General features: G+C 65.7%; 18 protein-coding genes and 1 pseudogene. 8 read left to right on the top strand and 11 right to left on the bottom strand.

All coding sequences use genetic code 11. The features are described from left to right. Positions 1–28 precede the first annotated feature (28 nt). Entirely contained in the window at positions 29–979 is a 951-nt protein-coding gene (locus tag NATPE_RS10765) for a DMT family transporter (protein ID WP_006180899.1), read from the top strand. Positions 980–1118: 139 nt separating this feature from the next. Then, a complete protein-coding gene (locus NATPE_RS10760) occupies positions 1119–1793 on the top strand; it encodes an HTH domain-containing protein (RefSeq protein ID WP_015299043.1) in 675 nt (224 codons plus the stop codon). Between the two features lie 102 nt (positions 1794–1895). Here the strand turns inward: NATPE_RS10760 and NATPE_RS10755 are convergent, their stop codons facing one another. The 3 genes from NATPE_RS10755 to NATPE_RS10745 form a co-directional block, all read right to left on the bottom strand. Next, on the bottom strand, positions 1896–2933 hold the full coding sequence (locus NATPE_RS10755) for a hypothetical protein (protein ID WP_015299042.1): 1038 nt from the start codon (positions 2931–2933) through the stop codon (positions 1896–1898). Positions 2934–3024: 91 nt separating this feature from the next. Beyond that, positions 3025–3786, bottom strand: coding sequence for an RNA methyltransferase (locus tag NATPE_RS10750; protein WP_006180902.1), 762 nt, complete (start codon positions 3784–3786; stop codon positions 3025–3027). A gap of 266 nt (positions 3787–4052) precedes the next feature. Then, positions 4053–5276, bottom strand: a complete 1224-nt coding sequence (locus NATPE_RS10745; RefSeq protein ID WP_015298669.1) for an IS701-like element ISNpe1 family transposase — start codon at positions 5274–5276, stop codon at positions 4053–4055. A gap of 796 nt (positions 5277–6072) precedes the next feature. Here NATPE_RS10745 and NATPE_RS10740 point away from each other — a divergent pair. The 4 genes from NATPE_RS10740 (at position 6073) to NATPE_RS10725 (ending at position 10836) form a co-directional block, all read left to right on the top strand. Continuing rightward, the gene (locus NATPE_RS10740) at positions 6073–7299 is read left to right on the top strand and encodes a Cdc6/Cdc18 family protein (protein WP_006180903.1); all 1227 of its coding nucleotides are present in this window, start codon (positions 6073–6075) and stop codon (positions 7297–7299) included. Between the two features lie 201 nt (positions 7300–7500). After that, positions 7501–8715, top strand: coding sequence for an AMP-binding protein (locus NATPE_RS10735; protein ID WP_006180904.1), 1215 nt, complete (start codon positions 7501–7503; stop codon positions 8713–8715). Between the two features lie 50 nt (positions 8716–8765). After that, entirely contained in the window at positions 8766–9959 is a 1194-nt protein-coding gene (folP, locus tag NATPE_RS10730) for a dihydropteroate synthase (RefSeq protein WP_006180905.1), read from the top strand. A gap of 169 nt (positions 9960–10128) precedes the next feature. Further along, on the top strand, positions 10129–10836 hold the full coding sequence (locus NATPE_RS10725) for a 6-hydroxymethylpterin diphosphokinase MptE-like protein (RefSeq protein ID WP_006180906.1): 708 nt from the start codon (positions 10129–10131) through the stop codon (positions 10834–10836). Positions 10837–11187: 351 nt separating this feature from the next. On the opposite strand, the gene NATPE_RS10720 is transcribed toward NATPE_RS10725, so the two are convergent. Next, positions 11188–12201: an MBL fold metallo-hydrolase gene (locus NATPE_RS10720; protein ID WP_006180907.1), complete on the bottom strand. Its 1014-nt coding sequence runs from the start codon at positions 12199–12201 to the stop codon at positions 11188–11190. Positions 12202–12327: 126 nt separating this feature from the next. After that, positions 12328–13488: a tubulin/FtsZ family protein gene (locus NATPE_RS10715; protein ID WP_015299041.1), complete on the bottom strand. Its 1161-nt coding sequence runs from the start codon at positions 13486–13488 to the stop codon at positions 12328–12330. Between the two features lie 308 nt (positions 13489–13796). Between NATPE_RS10715 and NATPE_RS10710 the strand changes: the two genes are divergently transcribed. Both NATPE_RS10710 and NATPE_RS10705 read left to right on the top strand, forming a co-directional pair. Then, positions 13797–15200, top strand: coding sequence for a cryptochrome/photolyase family protein (locus tag NATPE_RS10710; protein ID WP_006180909.1), 1404 nt, complete (start codon positions 13797–13799; stop codon positions 15198–15200). A 160-nt stretch (positions 15201–15360) separates the two neighbouring features. Then, on the top strand, positions 15361–15666 hold the full coding sequence (locus NATPE_RS10705; protein ID WP_015299040.1) for a HalOD1 output domain-containing protein: 306 nt from the start codon (positions 15361–15363) through the stop codon (positions 15664–15666). Between the two features lie 6 nt (positions 15667–15672). On the opposite strand, the gene NATPE_RS10700 is transcribed toward NATPE_RS10705, so the two are convergent. The 6 genes and pseudogenes from NATPE_RS10700 to NATPE_RS10675 all read right to left on the bottom strand — a co-directional run bounded on the left by NATPE_RS10700 (position 15673) and on the right by NATPE_RS10675 (position 22683). Continuing rightward, positions 15673–16641 carry a sugar phosphate isomerase/epimerase family protein gene (locus tag NATPE_RS10700; RefSeq protein ID WP_015299039.1) on the bottom strand — a complete coding sequence of 323 codons (969 nt, stop codon included), beginning with the start codon at positions 16639–16641 and terminating at the stop codon, positions 15673–15675. A gap of 85 nt (positions 16642–16726) precedes the next feature. Continuing rightward, on the bottom strand, positions 16727–17809 hold the full coding sequence (locus NATPE_RS10695) for a Gfo/Idh/MocA family protein (protein ID WP_006180912.1): 1083 nt from the start codon (positions 17807–17809) through the stop codon (positions 16727–16729). 132 nt (positions 17810–17941) lie between these two features. Then, positions 17942–19129, bottom strand: a complete 1188-nt coding sequence (locus NATPE_RS10690; RefSeq protein WP_006180913.1) for an ABC transporter ATP-binding protein — start codon at positions 19127–19129, stop codon at positions 17942–17944. 4 nt (positions 19130–19133) lie between these two features. Continuing rightward, positions 19134–20192, bottom strand: a complete 1059-nt coding sequence (locus tag NATPE_RS10685; protein WP_006180914.1) for a carbohydrate ABC transporter permease — start codon at positions 20190–20192, stop codon at positions 19134–19136. Continuing rightward, the gene (locus NATPE_RS10680; RefSeq protein WP_006180915.1) at positions 20192–21229 is read right to left on the bottom strand and encodes a carbohydrate ABC transporter permease; all 1038 of its coding nucleotides are present in this window, start codon (positions 21227–21229) and stop codon (positions 20192–20194) included. Before NATPE_RS10680 ends, NATPE_RS10685 begins: the two co-directional genes overlap by 1 nt. Beyond that, positions 21219–22683: pseudogene (locus NATPE_RS10675) on the bottom strand (extracellular solute-binding protein). The gene NATPE_RS10680 and the pseudogene NATPE_RS10675 overlap by 11 nt, the downstream one beginning before the upstream one ends. Between the last annotated feature and the right edge of the window lie 258 nt (positions 22684–22941).

Raw genomic sequence — 22941 nt, 5'->3', positions numbered from 1 at the left:
AAATACGACCGTGATTTTCGAAGAGGATATGAGTAAAATCGATTGGATTCCAGATGGGTGCCGTGATGCGGCACTCTTTTCGATACTTGCGCTATGCTGGGGCAGTTCGTTCGTCGCGATCGAGATCGGACTCGAGTACGTTCCGCCGCTCCTGTTCGCCGGCCTTCGCTACGCGATCGCGGGCACGATCGTCTTCGCATACGCGGCCGTGATGAACGATCGGGTTCGACCCGCGGGCCGAGGGGAATGGGCGGCAGTTACCGTCGCCGGCACGTTCGTCATCGCGCTCTATCACGGCCTGTTGTATCTCGGCGAACTGTACGTGTCGGGCGCGGTCGCGGCAACGATCGTTAGCACGGCACCGATCCTGACGGCAGGGTTCGCCGGCGTGGTACTCCCGGAGGAGCGGCTGGCACCTGCAGGGATCGCAGGCTTCGTCCTCGGTCTGGTGGGCGTGATCGCCGTCGTCCAGCCGTCGTCGGCCGCGCTCGGGAGCGACGTGACCGTCGGCGCTGTCCTCGTGTTCGGCTCGGCCGTCGCGTTCGCGCTCGGGAGCGTCCTCGTGCGCCCGATCGACTCGGCGCTCCCGATCGAGACGCTCCAGGCGTGGGCGATGCTCATCGGGGCCGGCGTGTTGCTCGGCTGGGCGTTCCTGCGCGGGGAGTCGGTCGCAGCGATCGAACTGACGTCGGCGACGGTCCTCTCGTTTAGCTACCTGACGCTCGTCTCCGGCGTGTTCGCGTTCTTCCTCTACTTCGAACTGCTCGAGCGAACCGGTGCGACGCAGGTTATCCTGGTCAGCTACGCCGAGCCGGTAGTTGCGATGGGGGTAAGCTGGGTCGCGCTGGGCTATCTCGTCGACTCGCTCACGCTCGTCGGCCTCGTGACGATCCTCGCGGGCTTCGTCATGATCAAACGCAAGGCGCTGCGGTCCGTGCTTCGCTCGGCGCTCGACGGAGCGTCTTCCACGACTCCGTGATCGGACAAATCTCGAGGCAGGCACTAACCGGTTTGCCACCGCACGGACGGCCCCGTCGGGTCGATCGGGTCCTGGCCGTATCTGCACCGTCGGAAACAGTTATTAGCACGCACGTTGCCCGACAACCTGACTGAGAACGATGCAGCGCAAAACCGACCATACGGACCGTACTGTGGTGTGTCACGTGCGCGCACCCCTGCTTCTCGAGCCGATCGACGAGCAGATCGAGACGCTACAAGCCTGCGAGGACGAGGGAGCGATCGACGACCTGCTGTTGCGGAGTTGGCCCAAGGAGGTCGCGCTCTCCGAAGAGAGCCCCCATCAGGCGGTCCTCGAGAACTACGAACGGTTCGAGCAGTGGGCCGATCGCCGCGGCGTGAGCGTCCGCCCGCCGTTTCGGGAGCGGGAAACGACCTCACAGATCACCGGCGAGACCCGCGAGCGGCTCGTGACGCCGCTTTTGTGTCTCGAGATCTACGAGGACGACGATCTGGTCGGGGTCTTCCCGCACACCGACGAGCGGACCGAGGAGACCTACACCACCGACGAGGCGATCGCGACGCTTCGGACCGGCGCGGTGCCGACCCCGCTCGAGCCGGTCGATGCCGGAGCAGCGACCGACGCCGACGGTGTGCCGGATGGGACGATCTCGGACCCGTGTCCCGACTGCGGCGGGGAGTTGATCGACGGCCAGGGACTGTTTGCCTGTGGCGACTGCGGCTGGGTCGGGCAGGTGACCGACTCCGGGCGGTACGTCGCCCAGGTGACGGCGTCCAAGACGGCGGCGGAAGAGCAGACGCCGCCGCAGTCATAGGGGCCCGTAGTCACGTGCCCCGTAGTCACAGTACCCTCGACGACTCCGTTTTGGTCGCGAACGCGACGGATCCGCCGCCGTCTCGCCGGCGCGTTCGCAGGTTTACTCCTCGACCAGGTCGCCGCTGTACTCGGCGTCGACCGCGACGGCCGGTCCGTCCTGTTCGAACGTCACCGCATCGGCGTCGGTTCCCAGCGCCGACTCGAGGCGGTCGCGGTCGACGCTGGCCTCGTCGGCGTAGGTGACGACGGCGCTTGCGGTCGCGTCGCCGTCGCCGAGCGAGAGCTGTTGGTGGACGCCGTTTGCCCCCTCGAACGCGCCAAAGGCGAACTCGAGGCTGTCCGAGGACACCTGTTCGTTGCCGAGGGTCGCGGGATCGAACGCCTCGGTTTCCGTGTACCGACAGAGCGCCATGCCGTCGGTCGAACTGGCACGAAGGAGCCACTCGAAGTCCTCGTCGACGGCGTGTTTCGGCTCCCGCTCGCCGACGGCCGTCTCGAGGACGCGTTCGACGGCGGCGACTGGCTCGAACCCGTCGTCGTTCGGGTTCGGCGAGGTGACCGCGAACACTTCCTCGGAGACGCCGACGGCTTCGCCGGACTCGCCGTCGCTGTAGAGGGCGTACGCGTCGGTTTCGGTCTCGACGGAGTAGCCGGCCGACTCGAGGTCAGCGGCGAGCCCGTCCCGATCGTACTGGCCCTTGACGGCGTAGACGCCGTTGGCGTCGACCAGCACGCCCTCGTCGGCAGCCGTCTGGTCGTTGTTCACGTAGGCCTGGCGGGAGGCGCGACTGCCGAAGTTGCTGAACAGAACTGCCATGACGACGGGGTTCCCGAGCAGGGGATCCGTCGGCTCGTTGCCTTCGGCTGCACCCTCGTCGTTGAGCAGGGTATCGAGCGTCGCGCCGTCGATCGCACCGTAGAAGTACGACGGGTCGTCGCTCTGTGGGAGAATCGAGGCGTAGGCGGGAAGGTCACCGTTTTCACCGTCGATATCCGCGTCACCGGCCGATTCGTCGGACTCGTCTTCGGTGTCGTCGTCGGAGCCGTTACCGTCGTCGGACGATCCGGAACAACCGGCCAGCAACGCCATCCCCGTTCCAAGTAGTCCCAGCGTCGCTCGTCGGCGATAGGTAGTCATGGTCAGGTGATGGTCACTGAAACCGTATTATTGTACCGGCCGTTATCGCCGATATTTAGCAGCGTTGACAGCCCGAGCGCCACCTCAACGGTCAGTCCTCGGCCGGCCGCTCGGTCGCACGCCGGAGGAGACCGAGCAGGGTGTTGGCCTCGCGTTCGGTCAGGTCCGCCCGACCGAACACCCGTCTGAGCATCCGCATCGTCTTGTCGCGTTTCTCGTCGGGGTGGTTGATCTCGGTCAGCAGGTCATCCCACTGGCCATAGAGCCGGTCGACGGTTGCCTCGGGGGCACGAACCCGTTCGACGTCCGGTAACTGTGTTTTCTCGAGCGCGAGCGACCGAAGTTCGTAGAGCGTGACGGTCGCGGCCTGCCCGAGGTTGAGGACGGGGTAGGCCGCGCTCGCGGGGATCGAACAGATCTCGTCGATCCGGGCGAGTTCCTCGTTGGTCAGCCCGACGCGCTCGCGGCCGAACACGAGTGCGGTCGGTGCCTCGACGGTCGGCAGTCGGTCGGCCAACTCCGCGGGGGTCGAGTAGGGAAATCGCGTGTGGCTGCGATCGTCCTCGTTGGTCACCGCCGTACAGCCGATCGTGTGGTAGTTCTCGACGAGGTGATCGAACGTGATCTCCTCGGCTTCGGGTAGGACGTCCTCTCGAGCGTGGCCCGCGTAGCCGTAGGCCTCGCCGTCGGGATCGAGTTCGGGCGGGTCGATCAACAGCAACTCCTCGAAGCCGAAGTTCTTCATCGAGCGGGCGATCGTGCCAACGTTCCCCGGGGACTGGGCGTCGACGACGGCGACGGCAGGCACGGTTCGCGCCGTCGCGTCCGCGGTAGGTGGGACATCCTCACTCATCGGTTCGGAAAGCTGACGACCGAGACGCGAAATCGTTCGATGCCTCGTCGGAGGAGTGCTGTCGTCGAGTTCGATGGTAACTCCGTTCCGAAACCGCCGGACGGGACGGATGCGACCGACGCGACGGAAGCGAGACGTGGGTTCATAGCCGGAGTAGTGGTCGGGACCGCAAAAAGGAGTCCGTTCGTGACTGGCCGCGACCGGCTGTCGTGTGGTGGCTCGAGCCAGACCAGTTGCCGTTTCAGGACACCTACTCTAGCTATTACTCAGCTTTGCACGCTAGCCTCGGTTGTTGAGTGAACGAAGAGATGATCGATCTCGGTCATAAGGTCATCAACACCGCGGTCATCATTGTCTCGAACCCACGAGAGAAGGTTGTAGACGGCTTCCTTCAGGGAGTGTTCGAGGTTCGCTCGAAGCGATGACGCCTTCGAGCGAACCGTTCCCAAGGCGCTCGAATCGGGATCAAGACGAACGAGACTGTAGGCAGCCATCAGGAGGTGCCAGTGGCGACTGGCACCTCCGTCAGTCTGCAGCTCGCAGTCTCCCAAGCCGAGATCCTGCTTCGAGTCCTCGAAGAACGTCTCGATGCGCCAGCGCATCCCGTAGGAGCGAATGATGTGGGCGGTTGGTGCGTCGGTCTTGTTCGTAGCGAGGTACTTGATCGGGTTATCTTCGTCTCCGTCGGTCTCTTTCTCTGCGATGACCAGCTTCACGTCTCCCAACTGGGAGACGGGAAGCTTCTTCGTCCAGATGTGATAGGTTTCGTCGTCAATATCGCGCTCAACCGTGTCGATGCGCTCTTCCAGCGCATCGACGCGGAGCTCTTTGCCGGCGTAAGTCACCTGTCGATTGCTCCGGAGCGGGCCGATCCAGTCCTTGCCGTAGGATTCGATGTGTTCAGGAAGGCCAGAATCGTGAGCGAACCACGAGTCGAAGAGGTAGGTGTTCGCAGGCACACCTACCTCTTCTTCGAGTTCGGTGATGATCTCGCGGGCGAGGTCGTACTTGGTGTCGTGGTCTTGGTCATCCTCGTCTTGCTTTTCGTAGAGGCGGAAGGTGAGCGGGTAAGCGGTTTTGTCGTCAGCGTAGAAGGCGTAGATGAGGTCTTGCCCCCAGACAGTGTCACCTTCGGCGTGATCGTAGAAGTGGCCGACGCCGGGGACTTCGTCCCCGGCTTTCTCGGTGATCGTGTCGTCGAGGATAATGTAGCCATCCGTTGACCAGCGTGTTTCACCGTGTTTCTGGAGTTCTTCAAGGCGTTCGTGGTTGAACTGCTGTTCGTCCCAGTCGTACTCGGTGAGGAACTTGTTGAGAGCGCGTTTGCTGTTGGCTGGAAGGACTTCGCGTGCGATGCCCGCCACGGTCTTGTTGCTGGCCGCAACAAGACCTGTGGCGTAGGTTTTGGCGTGATGACGTTGTGCTGGAGACAGCGACTCGAACTCGTCGAACGCACGCGTACACGACAAGAAGTCCGTAATCGGCATCATCCGTCTTTGCCACCGCCTACGTCACGCTCCTACTTCAACGTGCAAAGCTGAGGCTATTAGATATACTAGTCTAGAAATACTACTAGACTAGAGACTACTAGACTAGAGACATGGTCGTCCGATAGAACGGTCTCCCCATCGTAGTGTTCCGACAGTGTGTTTCCGTGACTGTGGGTCCTATCGAAGTCGTGGCCCCGTCGACTCTCCGTTGATTGTGCCGGTACAACCGGATCGTTCTCGTCCAGTATCGCCCTGTACGGGTTGGATTGGAATTAGTGAGAGAGGGACACACCCCCCTCGCGTTTGTAACCGTGATTGCGAGTGGGGGTTCTGTTCATGAACACACCTCTGTCGCGGATGAAAGACAGTTCGATAGTTCGCCTCATACGGCCCAAATCGGGCAATACTGATCGGACCACCCCACTCGTTTCCCGTTACAAACGCGACCGGGGTGTGCCCCCTCGAGCGAATCCCGATTCGAACGTTCGACCGCTGTAGCGATGCGGTTTCGACTGCAGTCTCGGATTCGGACCACACGCAGTGACCGCGACACAGTTCTCTGAATCGGTCGGTACTGGGGTTTTCGTGATCGAACGCGCCGGTTTTACACCCGCGATGGGGGTGCCCGTCGTGTGAATCGATCGGTTTTAGCGTTAGAAGCGCGAGGGCGGCGGATCGCTGGACGGACGGTCAGGTAGTCGAAAACGGGCGCTCGAGTCGCTTACCCGACGTGTTTACATCCGCGATCGATCTCCACAGCTTTATTTCAGTCGAGTTGAAAAGGCCGGCCACTGCAATGGCCGCCAACGACGATCGAGATCCGCTCTTTCGGTACGACGACCCCGTCTTCGCCGACGAGCGTCTGCTCGAGATCACGCACCTGCCCGGGCCGGACCGGATCGTCGGTCGCGACGAACAGATGCAACGGGTTGCAGACGCCCTGAACCCGGCGATCTTCGGGAGCGAGCCCAACCACCTGTTCATCTTCGGCAAGACCGGTACCGGCAAGTCGCTCATCTCGCGGTCGGTCACCCAGCGCGTAATCACCGAGGCCGAACACGACGACGTCACCGTGAAATACGCCTTCATCGACTGCGGGGAACAGAACACCGAGGCCTCCATCGTCAAGACGATCGCTCAGATCGTCAACGAACCCGACGCGAGCGGGGTCACCGTCCCCGACCGGGGGCTCGGGACCGGCGACTACTACAAGCGCCTCTGGCAGGCCGTCGATCACTGCACCGACGTGACGATCGTGATCTTAGACGAGATCGACATGCTCGAGGACGACGAAGTGTTGCGCAAGCTCTCCCGGGCCGGCGAGAACCGCCGGATCTCGGACTCGAGCATCGGTATCATCGGCATCTCGAACAAGATCGACTTCCCCGATCACCTCTCCGAACGCGTCAAGTCCAGCCTCTCGCGGGACGAACTCGTCTTCTCGCCGTACGACGCCAACCAACTCGTCGAAATCCTCGAGAAACGCCGCGACGCGTTCCACGACGGTGTCCTCTCCGACGACGTGATCCCGTTGACCGCCGCGCTCGCGGCCCAAGAACACGGCGACGCGCGCAAGGCGATCGACATCCTCCGGAACGCTGGCCGGATCGCGAAGAAGCGAAACGACACCCGTGTGACGGCCGACCACGTCCGCGACGCCAAGGAAAAGACCGAGGCCGACCGCTTCAACGAACTCATCGAGGGCTCGCCCCAGCAGGCCAAGGCGATCCTCTACTCGCTGACCCTGCTCACCGAGAACAGCCAGGAAAAGGAGTTCCCGACGAAGATCATCTACAACCAGTACAAGGAGATCGCCCGCCGGCTCGACTTCGACGTCCTCTCGGAGCGCCGGGTCCAGGAGATCCTCCAGGAGCAGAACTTCCTCAACGTAATCCAGTCCGAGCGCGAGGGTCGGGGACGCGGCCGGGGCGCTCACGCGAAACACCGCCTGCTCGAGAACCCCTCGATCGTCAAGAAGGTACTGCTGCGTGACTCGCGGCTGGCGGTCCTCGAGGAGGAGTGACGACGGGCACCTCGATCGTCGCGACCTGTGCGGACCGTGACTACTGGTGAGCGGCGGTTTTGGGACGATTTTCGATTGTCGCCACACATTCTGGAAGATATCCGCTCGTATCTCTATTAACAATCTATAAAACTATACTTATGTCCAGCTATTCAGCTAGCAGTAAATACTTATGAATATTTACCACGTCCGTTCGGATAGATGACGAATTTCGTAACCGAACTCCGATCGGCGATGCGAACCGACCCCGGAGCGACGGCAATCGATTGCGAGGATCCGATGACGTTTTCGCAGCTCTGGACCGCCACGGACTCGTTTGCGGGCGGCCTCGGGGAGCGGGAGATCACGGCCGGCGATCGGGTCGCAATTCACGTCGCCGATCCGCGCTCGGTTCTCGTCGCGGCCTACGGCACGCTCAGGGCCGGCTGCGTTCCCGTCACGCTCCCCGCAACCTACGGGAACCGAGACGTGCGACACGTCCTGAGCGACACCGAGGCGACGGCGCTCGTGACCGACTCGAGCCCGATCATGCCCCTCCTGACGGGCAGCGAATCGCTGCGCGTCGCCGTGACCGTCGACGCCGACACCCGGATGGGGGTCTCGTTCGCCGACTTCCTCGACAACGGCGGGATGAACGGCTCGAACTCGCGGACCGGCATCGATGTCGTGCGGCGAGCGGACGAGGACCCGGCGCTGATCGCCTACGTCGATCGCGACGAGCGCCCGCCCGTCGCCGCCGTCTACACGCACGCATCCCTGCACACGGCCGCAAGCGCTCGGCCGGACGCTCCCGGCGACGGCTCCGACCCCCTCGAGTCCCACCGTAGCGCGGTGCCCCTCTCGGACCCGATCGAGTTCATGTACGGGGCGAACGCGACGCTTACCGACGGCGGGCGATACCGGCCGATCACGACTGCCGATCCGACGACGCTGCGCTCGTTGCTCGTGACGACCGAAGCCGATCGGACGTTCGTCACTCCGGGTCAGTACCGCGATCTCCGCGCGAACGGGGGCATCGACGACCGCGGACTCCGCGTCGTCGAATCGACGCGGGCGACGTTCGGTGCGGAACACGGCGATGCCGGTGATCCCGGCGACGCGGTTCGGCTGTGCGGGTTCCCCGAAACCGGGCTGACACACGTGCGAACGCCGGCCGACGTCGCGTCCGTCTCGATCGGCGACCCCCTCCCCGGGGTCCGAGCGCGAGTCGTCGACGAGGGTGCCGGTGACGAACTCGCGGTCACCGGCGCGGCGGTCGCGGACGGCTCCCTTGATCTGCCCTCGCTGACCGACAAGCGGGCGGTGACGATCGACGGCACGCGCTGGGTCAGGACGAGCATCCCGGCGCGTTCCGAAGACGGCGTGATCCGTCGCCGAACGGAGGCCGAGCCCGTTCGTTCCGCCGCGGACCGATAGCGGTTCGCCGGAACCACGATACCTTTTTGCCTCGCTTCCTCAGACCGGGTATGCACAACGTCGACGCCGCCGGCCTAGGGATCGGTGACGACCACCCGCCCCGGATCATGGGCGTATTGAACGTCAGCGAGGAGTCTCCTTACGATCCCAGCGTCTACGACGACCCCGGCGACGCGGCCCGCTACGTCGACGAGGAACTGATCGGCGAAGGGGCCGACATCGTCGACATCGGTCTCGAGTCCGCGAACAAGCGCTTCGACGTCCTCTCGGCCGAGGAGGAACTCGAGCGGCTCCATATCGCGCTCGAGACGATCGAGAGCGTCTCGGGCGACGCTGTCTTCTCCATCGAAACCCGGTACGCCGAGGTCGCCGACGAGGCGCTCTCGCAGGGGTTCGACATGGTCAACGACATCGCGGGCTTCGCCGACCCCGAGATGCCGACAGTCTGCGAGGACCACGACGTCGCGGTCGCGAAGATGGCCAGCCCGCCGGATCTCGAGCGCCCCGGCGCAGTCGAGGAGACCGACTGGTCGTCTCGGAAGTCTTCCGACTGGGCGGCCGATGCGGACTACGTCGATCAGGTCTACGAGGCGCTGAAACAGAACGGGCTGACCGACAAGACGATCGTCGATCCCGCCTTCGGCGGTTGGAGCGAGGCCCAGACGGTCGCCGACGATCAGGAGACGTTCCGGCGTCTGCGGGAGTTCCGGGCGCTCGAGCGGCCGATGCTGGTCTCGATCAATCGGAAGAACTTCCTCGGGGAAATCGCCGGCCGCGAGACCGAGGAACGGCTGCCGGTGAGTCTGGCCGCGACCTCGATGGCCGTCGAGCGGGGGGCACACGTGATCCGGACCCACGACGTGGCCGAAACGCGGGACGCGGCCCTGATCGGGAAGGCGTTCACCGAGCGACGGGCCGGGACGGTCGCGGGGATCGACGTCTCGCAACTGGACGTCCACTCGACGGCCGAGTTCCGGGCGCAACTGCGAGAGCGCGGCGTCGATCCCGACTTCGCCGATGACTGGCAGGCCCAACTCCTCGAGATCGACGGGCTCGATTCCGACGCCGGGGAGCGATTGACGGCGGTCGCGGCCGACCACGGGGCAGTCGTCCAACGCACGTCAGACGCCCGACTGCTGCTCGTCGGATCGACGACGTCGGTTTCCGGCGTTGCAGCGGATCTCGCGTCCCGTGACGGCCGTTTGGGCGCGCTCGGCGAGAAGCTGTCAGAACTGCTGCGTTAAGAGAAAGCTTATACCGGATGCTTCAAAATGGGAGAGTGGACGCCGGGCGGCCTCCCGGGTAGGGGTACTTTGGAGGCGACCCCCGGCCCACATCACGGAATTATTGTGGTCCTACGTCGACCAGCAGTGAGTCCCGAAGGTCCAAACCGGTAGCGCCGCGAGTACCCATATGGAGTTCGACGAGTGGGAACCGGTCTATGCAGCCATCCTCGAGGATTTCGGCTACGGTCGGGCCGGCGACGAGCGCGGTCGCGACCTGCTGGCATCGCTGCTCGAGACGTCGTTCGACCCGACGGAACTCCCGATCGGGCCGGACGCGACGGTGGCAATCGCGGGGGCCGGCCCATCGCTGACCGACGATCGGAGCCTCGAGCGGGCGCGCCAGGCCGACGTCGTCCTCGCCGCATCGACCGCCGTCGATACGCTCGCGAGCCGCGGGATCGACGCCGACTGTATGGTGACCGACCTCGACAAGAATCCCGGGACCGTCGAGCGACTTACCCACCAGGGGGTCCCGGTCGCGGTTCACGGCCACGGCGACAACCGCGAGGCTATTCGGGACGTCGTTCCGGCGTGTGACCACGCGTACGTCCTGCCAACGACCCAGGCCGCACCGACAGGACCGGTCCGGAACTTTGGGGGCTTTACCGACGGCGACCGAGCGACCTTTCTCGCCGATCACCTCGGGGCCGCCGATCTGATCTTCGTCGGCTGGGACTTCGATGATCCCGCGGTCGATGACGCGAAATCGCACAAACTCGAGTGGGCCGAGCGACTGCTCTACTGGCTCGAGGGCCGACGTGGCGAGCGGTTCGACGTCCTCGACGGACGGCGGGACGGCATCGAGACGGACCTGCTCCCGATCGACTCCCGCTGACGACGCCGTCGTCGGCGCTTTCCGCTGACTCCGTAGTCGTCACTGGATCCGATACTCGACGATGTCGTCACAGCCACAGGCCGGACACGTCGCGGCCGACTCGAGCGTCGTTCCACACCGCCGACACTCCTCGATTACCGTCCGGCCGTCGCTCCGGAGCAGTACCGCCTCGAGCGTCTTTCGTACGGTCGATCCGGTCGTGGAATCGCTCCCCGCTTATCCACCCATAGCAGTTCGGTCACGCATATCACAGTTCGTTATTGTCAGGTTACTCGAACTGACACGAACGGTGATGTGACCCGAGCCGATACCCGATGGCCCACGGTGGTCTCCCGCGGCGGTAATCAGTCCCTAGACGCCCGTTTCTCGGGTCCTCGGCTCCCGATCGACGGGCCGGTAGCGACGGGGCGGATCCTCGAGGCGATCGACCCGTCCCTGCCGCTCGAGGGTCCGCAGGTGCGCCGCCGCTTCGCCGGCCCCGAACTTGACGTGGATCCCCACGAGGTCACCGAACAGGTCGCCGGCGAGGTCCCAGGGGGTCGCGGTGCCGCGTCGTTCGAGCGCCGCGAACACCCGCCGGGAGCGCTCCCGGTGATGGGTCAGGATCTCGGCGACGCGTCCGGACTCGACGGCGGTACCGTGGCCGGGTAGGAGCCGCTCGGACCGGTCGGCGAGTCGCTCGAGCGTACGCCGAAACGCCGCCAATGGGTCGTGATCGATCGCCGCGCCACCGGCCGCCGGATCGTCGCATCTGGCCGGGTTGACCGCCGTCGGGCGAAGGGTCCGGGTGTCACTCCCGCCGACGTTCGGCGTGGTGGTCGGCAGGACGGCGTCGCCGACCAGGACGAATCCGTCGCCGGCGAAGGCGGTGTGCCCGAGCGTGTGTCCCGGCGTCGCCACCGCCTCGAGCCCCGCGACCCGGTCGCCGTCTGCGAGTCGCTCGACGGATGTCTCGTCGGGCATCGCCGAGACGGCGTCGCCGTCGATGACCTCACTGACGGCGTCGGCCGGCACGCCCCAGGCGTCCATCGTCGCGGCGTCGCGCTCGAGGCGGCGCTCGCGCTCACGGGCGTAGTCGGCGACCAGCGGCGCGTCGCCGGCCCCCATCGCGAGCGTCGCGTCCGCTGTCGCGGCCAGCCGCGGCGCGATTCCGGCGTGATCCGCGTGCCAGTGGGTCACGAGGACGTATTCCATCGCCGTCGGCTCGACGCCGGCTCGCTCGAGGCCCGTCCGGAGGTCGCGCCACGCGCGGTCGGTCGGCGGTCCGGGGTCGACGACGGCCCGATCGCCAACGAGGTACGCGCTGTTGGTCCCTTCCGGCGCGTCCCCGCCAACGTCGATGCGCGTGATCTCGTCGGCAGTCATTCCCGCGACTCTCGGGCGGCGGGCGTCTTAGTTCCCCGTCGTTTGCCGTCCGATGGCGTCCGTGTAGGGCCGTGAGAGTCTTCGCTTCAGATACATGGTCGACGAACGCCGCGGGCCCTCGGGCAACTAAAATAGTGCGTCGAGTTCGCCGCCGGTGTCCATCAGGGACGTAAACGCCTCGTCGGCCTGCGCCCGGACGTCCTCGGTCGTCTCCTGTGCCTCGATGGCGACCTGCTGCAGTTGGTCGATCCGCGGCACGTCGGTGACTCCCGACAGCAGGACGATCGTCCCGACCTCGTTCCGGTCGGGCAGGGGGTAATCGCCACCGCGGATCTCCATGCTTCCCGTCTCGTCCTCGAGCCACTGGCGGCCGCGCTCGACGCCCTTGCGGTTGAGCCGGCTCGGCGGGCCGGTGGCGACGACCAGTCCGCGGTCGGCGCTGGCGACGTCACAGGGCATGGTCAGCCGGCCGAGCGTGGCCTTGCGGACGAGGCTCGTCAGCCGGTTGGTCGCCGCGCCCTCGTCGAATCCATCGTCGCCGGTCAGCGACGAGAGCAGTCCGTCGTCGGTCTCGACCGTCTCGCTGGCGTAGCCGATCGTGGAGACGCCCCCGCCCGAGAGCGTGTTGATGATCTCCGAGGAGTCGACGACGCTTTCGGCGACGTGATCGCCCTGGTCGATCTCGCCGGCGGCGAAGAGGAGCCCGAACCGCTCGACGATCTCGCGGTTGATCCGGTCGTAGCCGCCCGCGACCGACTCGCCGGCGCTGCGCCATGCGTCGTTGTCGAAGACCAGCAGGTTGTCGACCTCGTCGACGAACGTGCGGAACGACCGGGCCGCGTTGAGCGTGTAGATCCCGCCCTCGTCGGTCCCGGGGAGGATCCCGAGCCCGTAGACGGGCTGGGTGTAGATCCGCCGGAGGTGTTTCGCGAGGACCGGTGCGCCGCCGCTCCCGGTGCCGCCGCCCATGCCGGCGACGACGAGGAAGGCGTCGATTTCGTGGACCGGAATCCGATCGATCGCGCCCTGTATCTCGTCGATGTCCGCCTCGGCGATTTCGGCACCGAGTTCGTTGTCCGCGCCGACGCCGTGGCCTTTCACCCGGGCCTGTCCGACGAGGACGCGGTTCCGTTCCGGGACGCGCTCGAGCCCTTTCAGGTCCGTCGTCGCGGAATTGACCGCGATCGCGGACTCGACGAAGCCGCCGCCGATCCGCTCGTCGAACGCCAGGAACTCGTCGACGACCTTCCCGCCTGCCTGACCGAAGCCGATGAGTGCGAGTTTCATAGCTGTCTGTCGTGGCCGTTCCCCGGCGCGACCGCGACCGGTCAGTCGGGACCGGCCGCCGCGGCCGAGACGGAACGGGTTCCACGGCTCGAGCATCGACACACCGAGATATTGTTATGGCTCACATATACTCGATGAAAAGACGTTCATTGGAACACTATAATCTGGTAACGACTACTTTTAGCGATCGATTATAGTCTCTTGTTCATGACTATCATAGCCAATGATAGGCGCGCACCCTCGAGGACGAGAGACGCCCGCCTCGCCGCCATCCCCACGCTTTCGGTCCTCGAGTCCCGACTGCGACCGTGAACGTCTTCTGGCACCGCCGGGATCTCCGGCCCGACGACAACCGCGGACTGGCACGCGCCGCGGCCGCCGACGAGCCGGTCGTTCCGCTGTTCGTTCTCGATCCGACGGTCCTCGACTACGCCTCGCCCGTCCGGGTCGCGACGTTGCTCGAGGCCCTCGAGGACCTGCGGTCACAGTACCGAGAGCGCGGGAGCGACCTGCTGGTCGTCCGCGGGGAGGCGAGCGCGGCCGTTCCCGAGGTCGCGACCGAACACGACGCGACGACGGTCGTCTGGAACGAGGACTACAGCGGGCTCGCACGCGAGCGCGACCGGGCGGTCCGGGCGGCCCTCGAGGACGAGGGCATCGCTGCGGAATCGGTCCACGACGCGATCCACCACGAACCGGGCTCGATCACGCCCAATCAGGGCGATCACTACTCGGTATTTTCCTACTTCTGGAAGAAGTGGCGCGACCGGGACAAACGCGAGCCGGCTCCCGAACCCGCGGCGGCCGACCTCGCGGCCGTCTCGGGCGAGCCCATCCCGACGCTCGCGGACCTCGGGTTCGACGACCCCGAGGCGACACCGCCGACGGTGACGACGGCGGCGGCTCGAGAGCGGGTCGCCGACTTCTGTTCGGGGCCGATATACGACTACGCGGACCGACGCGATTACCCGGCCGAGAGCGGCACCTCGCGGCTCTCGCCGCATCTGAAGTGGGGGACGATCGGTCCGCGGGAACTGTACGCGGCGACCGAGAAGGCTGCCGAACGGGCCGCCGGTGACGACCGCGAGAGCGTCCGCGAATTTCAGCGCCAGCTCGCCTGGCGGGAGTTCTACGCCCACGTCCTCGCGTTCAATCCCGAGACCGTCACCGAGGACTTCAGCGGCTACGAACACGAGATCGAGTGGCGCGACGATCCCGATGCGCTCGAGGCCTGGCAGGCCGGCGAAACGGGGTGTCCGATCGTCGACGCGGGGATGCGCCAACTCCACGCCGAGGGATGGATGCACAACCGCGTGCGGATGCTCGTGGCCTCGTTTCTGACCAAGGACCTCCTGCTCGACTGGCGGGCCGGCTACGACTGGTTCCGTCGGAAGTTGGCCGACCACGACACCGCAAACGACGTCGGCGGCTGGCAGTGGGCGGCCTCGACCGGCACCGACGCCCAGCCGTACTTCCGGGTGTTCAACCCGATGAAACAGGGCCGGGAGTACGACCCCGACGCCGAGTATATCCGCGAGTACGTCCCCGAACTCGCCGACGCGAGCCCCGCGGAGATCCACGGCTGGCACGAACTGTCCGATGCGGAGCGAAAGCGAATCGCCCCCGACTACCCGGCCCCGATCGTCGACCACGCGGCCCGCCGCGAGCAGGCGATCGCGATGTTCGAACGGGCACGCGACGACGACTCGTAGCCGTCGACCCAGCCGTCCGATCGCGTCCCGTCGCCGTCGGCGACCGATCAACGGCACCCGCACCTTTCTAATAACTGAGCCAACACGAAAATCTTACTTATAGGCATCAACGTCCACGTTTGCCACCACCCTTATCCGGCGGACTCTCTTAGCGGCTAGTATGTCCTCTCCGGACGAACCGTCGACGCCGAATGGAGAGGTGCCGCCCTCTCAGGCGATCATCGAGGCGATCGCCGCACACGAAGGCGTCGATGTCACCGAGATCGAGCCCCCGGCCTACGAGCCGCTGTTTACCGCGGTCAACCCGGAGGCGCTCGACGAACTGTTCCGAACCGCCGCGGGAACCGAAAGCAACGCGGTGGTCTCCCTCGAGTACGAGGGCTACGAGATCGCTGTTCGCGCCGATGGCGTCGAGGTCCGTGATCGGGCCGCCGACGAGTCGGTCAGCCGGGCCATCGAGGAGTAAGCCGCCTCAGTCGGCCCAGTAGGCCTCGCCCGGCTGTGTCTCGAAGATCGCTCGATCGAGCAGTTCGATCGCCTTCTCGAGGCCCTCCCGCGAACTCGTCAGCGAGTCCTCGTGTTCGATGCTCAGGGTGCCGTCGTAGCCGACCAGCCGCAGCGCCGAGACGATGTCCTTCCAGTGGGCCTCGCCGTGCCCGTAGCCGACCGACCGGAAGAGCCACGATCGGTTCGGTTCGTCGTCGTAGGCGGTCGTGTCCAGCACCCCTTTCTCGCGGGCCTGCGCCTCGTAGATCTTGGTGTCCTTGGCGTGGACGTGGTGGATCGCATCGCGCTCGCCCAGATAGCGGATCGCGTCGGTGATGGTGATTCCCTGCCAGTAGAGGTGGGATGGATCGAAGTTCGCACCGATCCGCTCGCCGGTCTCCTCGCGGAGCCGTGCCAGCCCGTGGGGTTCGTAGATCAACATGTTCGGATGCATCTCGATCGCGACGTCGACCCCGTGGTCGGCCGCGTGATCGGCGATCCCGTCCCAGTAGTCGACCGCTCGCTCCCACTGGTACTCGAGCGCGTCGGCGTGTTCGGGCGGCCACGGCGCGGTGATCCAGTTGGGAACCTCGTCGTTCGGCCCGCCCGCGGGCAGCCCAGAGAAACAGGTGACGGCGTCGACCTCGAGCTGGGCGGCCAGCCGGATCGCCTCCCGGAGTTCGGTGTCGGCCGCTTCGGCCCGCTCGTCGTCGGGGTGGAGCGGGTTGTTGTGGGTCGCGAGCGCGCTGATCTCCATGTCACACTCCTCGAGGAGGTCCCCCAGTTCGGCCTGTGCGGTCTCGTCGTCGAGGTACTCGGACCGGACGAGGTGATCCTGCCCCGGGTGGCCGCCGACGCCGGGTTCGATCGCGTCGACGCCGAGGTCGTCGAGATAGGGTAGCGCACTCTCGAGTTGTTCGTCGGCCAGTGGTGGGGTGTGGACGCCGATCTGCATAGGTCAGCGACCACGGCCGAGGGAATAAAACGGGGGCAGGCAGCCGATGGCGGCCGGTCGCTCGCCGCTGGGCTGTGGGTCCTTTTTACTCGTCGATCCTGACCGTCCGTCCCTCCTCGCTCGAGCGGTAGATCCCGTCGACGAGTCGCTGGACCGTCAGCGCCTCCTGCACGCTGTCGGCGCACGTCCCCACCGCGTCGCTGTCGCTCTCGACGATCCGATCGAAAAAGGCCCGCTGTTCGTCCGAGTGGGTGTCGTTCTGCCGGGCTTCGATTGTCGTGTCCTCGAGGTGATCGGGACCGGCCTTGCTCGCCGAGTGGACGCTGAGATCACCCTCGAGGAGGTCGAAGCGGGCGGCCGCGTCGGTTCCCCGGGCGACGAACTCGTGGGTGGCCGGCCGGTTGGTCGCCCACGCGACCTCGAGCGAGATGGTCCGGTTGTCCCCACAGCGGATGAACGCGCTGGCGGAGTCGTCGACGTCGAACCCGCCCGGTCCGGCGTCCTCGGCCCACATATCGAGGTAGGCGTACTCCTCGCGGGAGCCGAACTCCCCGCGGTCGACGCCGGTCACCTCCTCGACTGCGGGGTAATCGAGCAGGTACAGTGCGAGATCGATCGCGTGGACGCCGAGATCGATCAACGCACCGCCGCCGGCGATCTGCCGGCGGGTGAACCACGACCCTCGTCCGGGGATGCCGCGTCGCCGGACGTAGTTCGCCTCGATGTGTGTGACGTCGCCGAGGTCCCCCCGTTCGATGCGGTTTTTGACGATCCGGACCGTGTTCGCAAACCGGTTGTTGAACCCGACCATGCCGACCCCGTCCGAGGCCGCCGCGGCCTCGGCGATCCGCTTGGCGCTGTCGATCGAGTGGGCCAGTGGCTTCTCGAGGAGGACGTGTAACCCGCGTTCGAACGCGTCGACGGCGTACTCCTCGTGGTACTTGTTCGGGGTCGTGATGATGACGGCGTCGATGCCGTCGTATAACGCCCGGTGGTCGTCGTAGACGTCGACGTCGTATCGCCGGGCGAACCGTGTCCGGGCCTCGGAAGCGACGTCCATGCCACCGACCAGCGGGACGCCGAGGTCGACGAGTCGCTCGGCGTGGTACTGGCCGATGTTTCCGAGGCCGACGATGCCGGTTTGGATGTCAGTTCGGTCAGGTGTCATTGTCTGGGGGGCCGCTGCGAGCGTCTCGTCTCGATCCGATACACCGATAGTCGCTATATCGAATATGGGGGCTCGAAGACCTTCGATCCGTCGCCAAACGACGAGTGGGTGGAGTCGGATCGGCGGGGCCGATCAGGTGTCGGCTTCCGTCGGTGTCGTCCCCGGTTCCCGTCCCGATCGGTCCGTCAACCCGTGGAGCAAGGCGTCACCGGAGGCCGTCTCGAAGAGGTGGATCTTCGAACGGTCCAACACGACGTCGACGTCCTCGCCCGCCTCGATCTCCGTATCAGGGGTAACGCTCATCAGCAACTGATTTGGCGAGGTAGCGGGGTCCTGTTCCATCGACCCGGCCGCGGCCTCGGAGAGCAACAGGTAGACGAAGACCTCGTCGCCCATCGGCTCGAGGACGTCGGTCCGGGCCCCGATCCGATCGGTCGAGTCGGTCAGCGAGTCGGCGTACCGAGTCAGGTGAACGTCCTCCGGTCTGACACCGAGGGTGACGGCGTCGCCGACGCCGACTCCCGACAGCCGTGCGGGATCGAGGCCGACGGTGAAGTTGTTCGTCTCGAGGCCGTCCTCGACGAGCGTCCCTTCGACGAAGTTCATCGAGGGCGAGCCGATGAAGCCGGCGACGAAGAGGTTCGTGGGTTCGTTGTAACAGGTAAGCGGTGCGGCGATCTGCTGGAGTCGGCCGTCGTTCAACACGGCGATCCGGTTGGACATCGTCATCGCCTCCGCCTGGTCGTGGGTGACGTAGATGACTGTCGCATCCAGCTCCCGATGGAGCCGCTGGAGTTCGGTCCGCATGTGGACCCGTAGCTTCGCGTCGAGGTTGGCCAGCGGCTCGTCCATCAGGAACACGTCGGGGTTGCGCACGATCGCGCGGGCGATGCCGACCCGCTGTTGCTGGCCACCGGACATCTCCGAGGGCATCCGATCGAGCATCCCCTCGAGCTGGACGATGTCGGCCGCTTCCTCGACGCGACGGCGGACCTCCTCGTCGTCGTACTTCCGGAGCCGCAGCCCGAAGGAGATGTTCTCGTAGACGTCCATATGCGGGAACAGGGCGATGTTCTGGAAGACCATCGCGACCCCGCGGTCCTTCGGGGCGAGGTCGGTGACCTCGTCGTCGCCGATGTAGACCCGTCCCTCGGTGGGCTGGGTCAGCCCCGCGACCGTCTCCATTGTGGTCGACTTCCCACAGCCGGAGGGACCGACGAAAGTGACGAACTCGCCGTCCTCGACCTCGAGGCTGATGTCGTCGACCGCCGTTTCCTCACCGTACCGTTTCGTGATGTTCTCGAGTCGTACTCGTGCCATTGTGTTACTCTTTGAGTGCGCCCGCGGTCAGTCCGCTCACGATCTTTTCCTGTGCGATCACCACGAGGATCGCGACGGGGATCACCCCGAGGATGCTCGCGGCGGCCATGAGGTGGTACAGGACCTGGTACTGGCCCTGATAGGCCAGGATCCCGTCGAGGATCGGTGCCCAGTTCTCCGGCTGGCCGTCGGTCATCAGGAACGAGAAGAAGAACTCGTTGTAGACGGCGATGAAGGTCAACACGCCCGCGGTTGCGACGCCGGGGGCCGAGAGCGGGATGATGACCCGGAACAGCGCGCCGAGTCGCGTCGTCCCCTCGACCCGGGCCGCGTCCTCCAGCCCGTCGGGGATCTGTCCGTAGAACGTCGTGAGGATGAAGATCGCCAGCGGCATGAAGATCGCCGACAGCGGCGTCACCAGCGCGAACGGCGTGTTGTAGAGGGTCCCGTCGCCGGTGATCGGCTCGAGGAAGAAAAAGGAGGTGTTAAAGAGGTCGTTCAGCGGGATGAAGAAGGCCGCCGGCGGGAAAAAGGAGATCACCAGCACTAACAGCATCAGCGGCGTTCGGCCGGGGAACTCGAGGCGGCCGAACGCGTAGCCGGCGAGGCTGGCGACGACGAGGACGACGGCCGTCGAGGCCAGCGCGATCACGAAGCTGTTGAACATGTAGACGTGGAAGGGGATGAACTGGAACACTTCGACGAACGCGCCGGGGTTGAACCCGTTCGGCGTGAAGACGATGTTCTGGAGCTGTCCCTCCGGCGTCAGCGCGACCATGAGCAGCCAGTAGAAGGGAAACAGCGTCGTAAAGAGGAAAAAGACCGCGGCGACGTAGAACATCGCCCGGTAGACCCGGTCCGGGTTCTCGATGGAGTCGGCGACCCACTGCTGAAACGGGCCCCGATCGAGTTCCGCGTCCCGGCCGTCTTTGAGGATCGAGGCGTCGTCGGACCCGCTCGCAGGTGTGCCGCCGTCGGGGCGGCGAAGCGTCGGATCACGTGGCGGATCGGCTCCCGACTCGTCGATGCCGCTTGGATCGGTGGTATCTCGTGGATCGGACATCAGTACATCCCTCCTTCGGTGTCGCGAAACAGCAGCAGGTAGATGCCGATGATCAGGCCGATGACCAGCGCCGTCCCGAAGGCCACGGCGGCGGCGGTCGCGTAGATGCGCGTGCCGCCGAACATCGCCTCGACGACGAGGCAGGTCAGCGACGGCACCGTCGTACAGCCGGCCGTCGACTCGATCAGTCCGAACACCCGCATCGCGTCCATCGTCCGGAACAACATCGCGACGAGCAGGGCCGGCATCACCAGCGGGAGCGTGATGAGTTTGAACCGCTGCCACGGCGAGGCGCCGGCCACGCGTGCGACATCGTACAGGCTGCGGTCGACGCTCTGCAGCCCCGCGAGGATCAGCAAGGCCATGAACGCCGACGACTTCCAGATGTCGGCTACGAGGATGATGATGAAGGCGTCGCGGCTGTTGGCAAGCGGCGTCGCGCTGAAGATTCCCAGGCTCTGCATGAGGTCGGAGCCGAACCCGACCGTCGGCTGAAAGAGGAGAAAGAAGATCATTCCCTGGATGACGATCGGCACCGCCCACGGGAGGATGATCGCCACGCGGACCCACCGTCGTCCCCGGAAGTCCTGATCGAGGACGTAGGCCTGTCCGAACCCGATCACCGTCTCCATGACGACGCTGATGACCGCGAACGCGAGCGTGACGAACAACGCCTGTTGGAAGAACGGGGTGCCGAGTTCGACGAAGGGAAACGACGAGGTCAGTCCCACGTCGAGGAACTGCCGGGCCAGCCGTGCGTTCCCCGTGAGGATGTCGACGTAGTTCTCGATGCCGACGAACCCGCCAAGCGGGTCCAGCCCTCGCGTCTGATCGGCACGCAGCGACGTGATGAACGTCCGGAGCATCGGGTAGAACGCGACCAGCGTCAACAGCGCGAACGCCGGCAGTAACAGCAGGTACGCGTACGCCGCCTCGCTCAGTCCCTCCATCCAGTTGACGACGGCGTTGCCGGTCCGCTCCCGGTCTTGGCGCCGTCCAGTGTCGCCGATCCCGTCCGTATCTGTGTCAGTCGCCATCGGTAGTCACCTCCGCCTCGCTCTGTTCGAGTTCCTCGGCAAGGTCGTTCATCGCCGTCTCGGGATCTTTCGCGCCGCGGTAGGCCGCGTTGACCTCCTGATAGACCAGCGCCGACTGTTCCGGCCAGAGATCGGTCGCCGGCCGTGGGACCGCGTTCTCGCTGGCCGACTGGACCACGTCGGCATAGCGGGCAACGGGGCCGACCTCCGCCGGATCCGCTTCGCCGACCAGCTCGAGGTTCGGGGGGAGATACCCCCCGAGTTCGAACACCGTCAGCATGACCTCCTCGGTGGCGAACGCCTCGAGGACCTGCAGCGCCTCCGCCTGCCGATCCGAGAACGGGCTCACGGCGAGGTTCCAGCCGCCGAGTGCGGCCGTGGTGCCGCCGGTGCCCTCGTACTCGGCGTCGGATTCGGAGACCGCGTACGGCCGGGTCATCACGCCAAGGTCCTCGCCGAAAGCCCCTTCCGCGCCGGTCTGTGCGATCGCGAACGACCAGTTGCGGTTTCGAGACGGCGTCGCCGTCCGCGAACGGGCTGAGCGACTGCTGTTCGGTCCACTGGACGATCGCCGACGGACAGATCTGTGCGTACTGGTCGGCATCGCTTCCCTCGCCCTCGATGAACGACCGCATCATCCGGATCGCGTCGATCACCGGCTCCTCGTCGACCGTAATCGGCCGCTCGCCGGCGGTAAACAGGTTGTCGGTACCGCCGAAGTAGGCCCCGCCCCAGGAGGTCATCACTTCGTTGAACGTACAACACGACAGCCCCTCGTACGCGGCCGCCTGCGTCGTGAACCCGTAGTCGAGGCCGGCCCCGTCTCGCGCGTCACGGACCGCCGACGCGAACTCCTCCCAGCGGGGCGGGTCGGTCCCCCAGCCGCTCGTATCGTAGCCGGCGTCCTCGAGCAGGTCCTGCCGGTACAGGGTAAAACCCAGATCAGGGAACAGCGGCAGCGCGTGGAGATCACCGGTCTGGGGGTCCCGCGCCGTCTCGAGGATCGCCTCGAGATAGTCGCTGTTGACCCGCTCGAGGACGTCGTCGGACAGCTCTTCGGTCAGGTTGACCGTCTGGTTTCGGAGGATAAACAGGACCGTCCAGCCGCTGTCCATCATGTGGATGTCCGGCGGGGCTCGACCCGCCTCGAGGGCCGACTGGGCGGTCTGCATCCGTGACGCGGAGTTGCTGACGACGGTCTGGATCTCGATGTTGATGTCCTCGTCCAGTCCCGCATCCCAGAGCGCTTGCTGGACCGACGGCCCGTCGCCCTCGTCCCGGATGATCCCCGCAACGCCCGAATCGGCTGTCATCACGACAGTGTTCGGGCCCGGACCCCGACTGAGGCAACCGGCAACCCCCACGACTCCCGCCGTCGCGGCTGCCGTCCCGGTCAGGAACGACCGCCGTCCGGCGCTGAAGCGGTCGTCCCCGCCGGTGGTATCTCGTCCCATGCGAGGGGACGGACCACGGTCACCACCTTAATTGTTAGCTGTAAATATGATAATAAAATTTGACTGTCTCGATAACGGTTCCGTTACGCGGACGCGGGCTTGCGAGCCCCGGTCGAGCCCGTTTCGGGCGACTCGCAGGGCGGGGTCTAGTCGCCGATTGCGGGCCGACGGTCGGCAGGTGCCGGCCGAGCGTATTCGACCGTGGCCGTCGGGACTGGGGCGATCGACACCGAACGCGAGCGGACCGGCGCCGACCAG

Source organism: Natrinema pellirubrum DSM 15624, from assembly GCF_000230735.2.
In the GTDB taxonomy this organism is placed as follows: Archaea; Halobacteriota; Halobacteria; order Halobacteriales; family Natrialbaceae; genus Natrinema; species Natrinema pellirubrum.
This window is presented reverse-complemented; position numbering and strand designations above follow the sequence as displayed.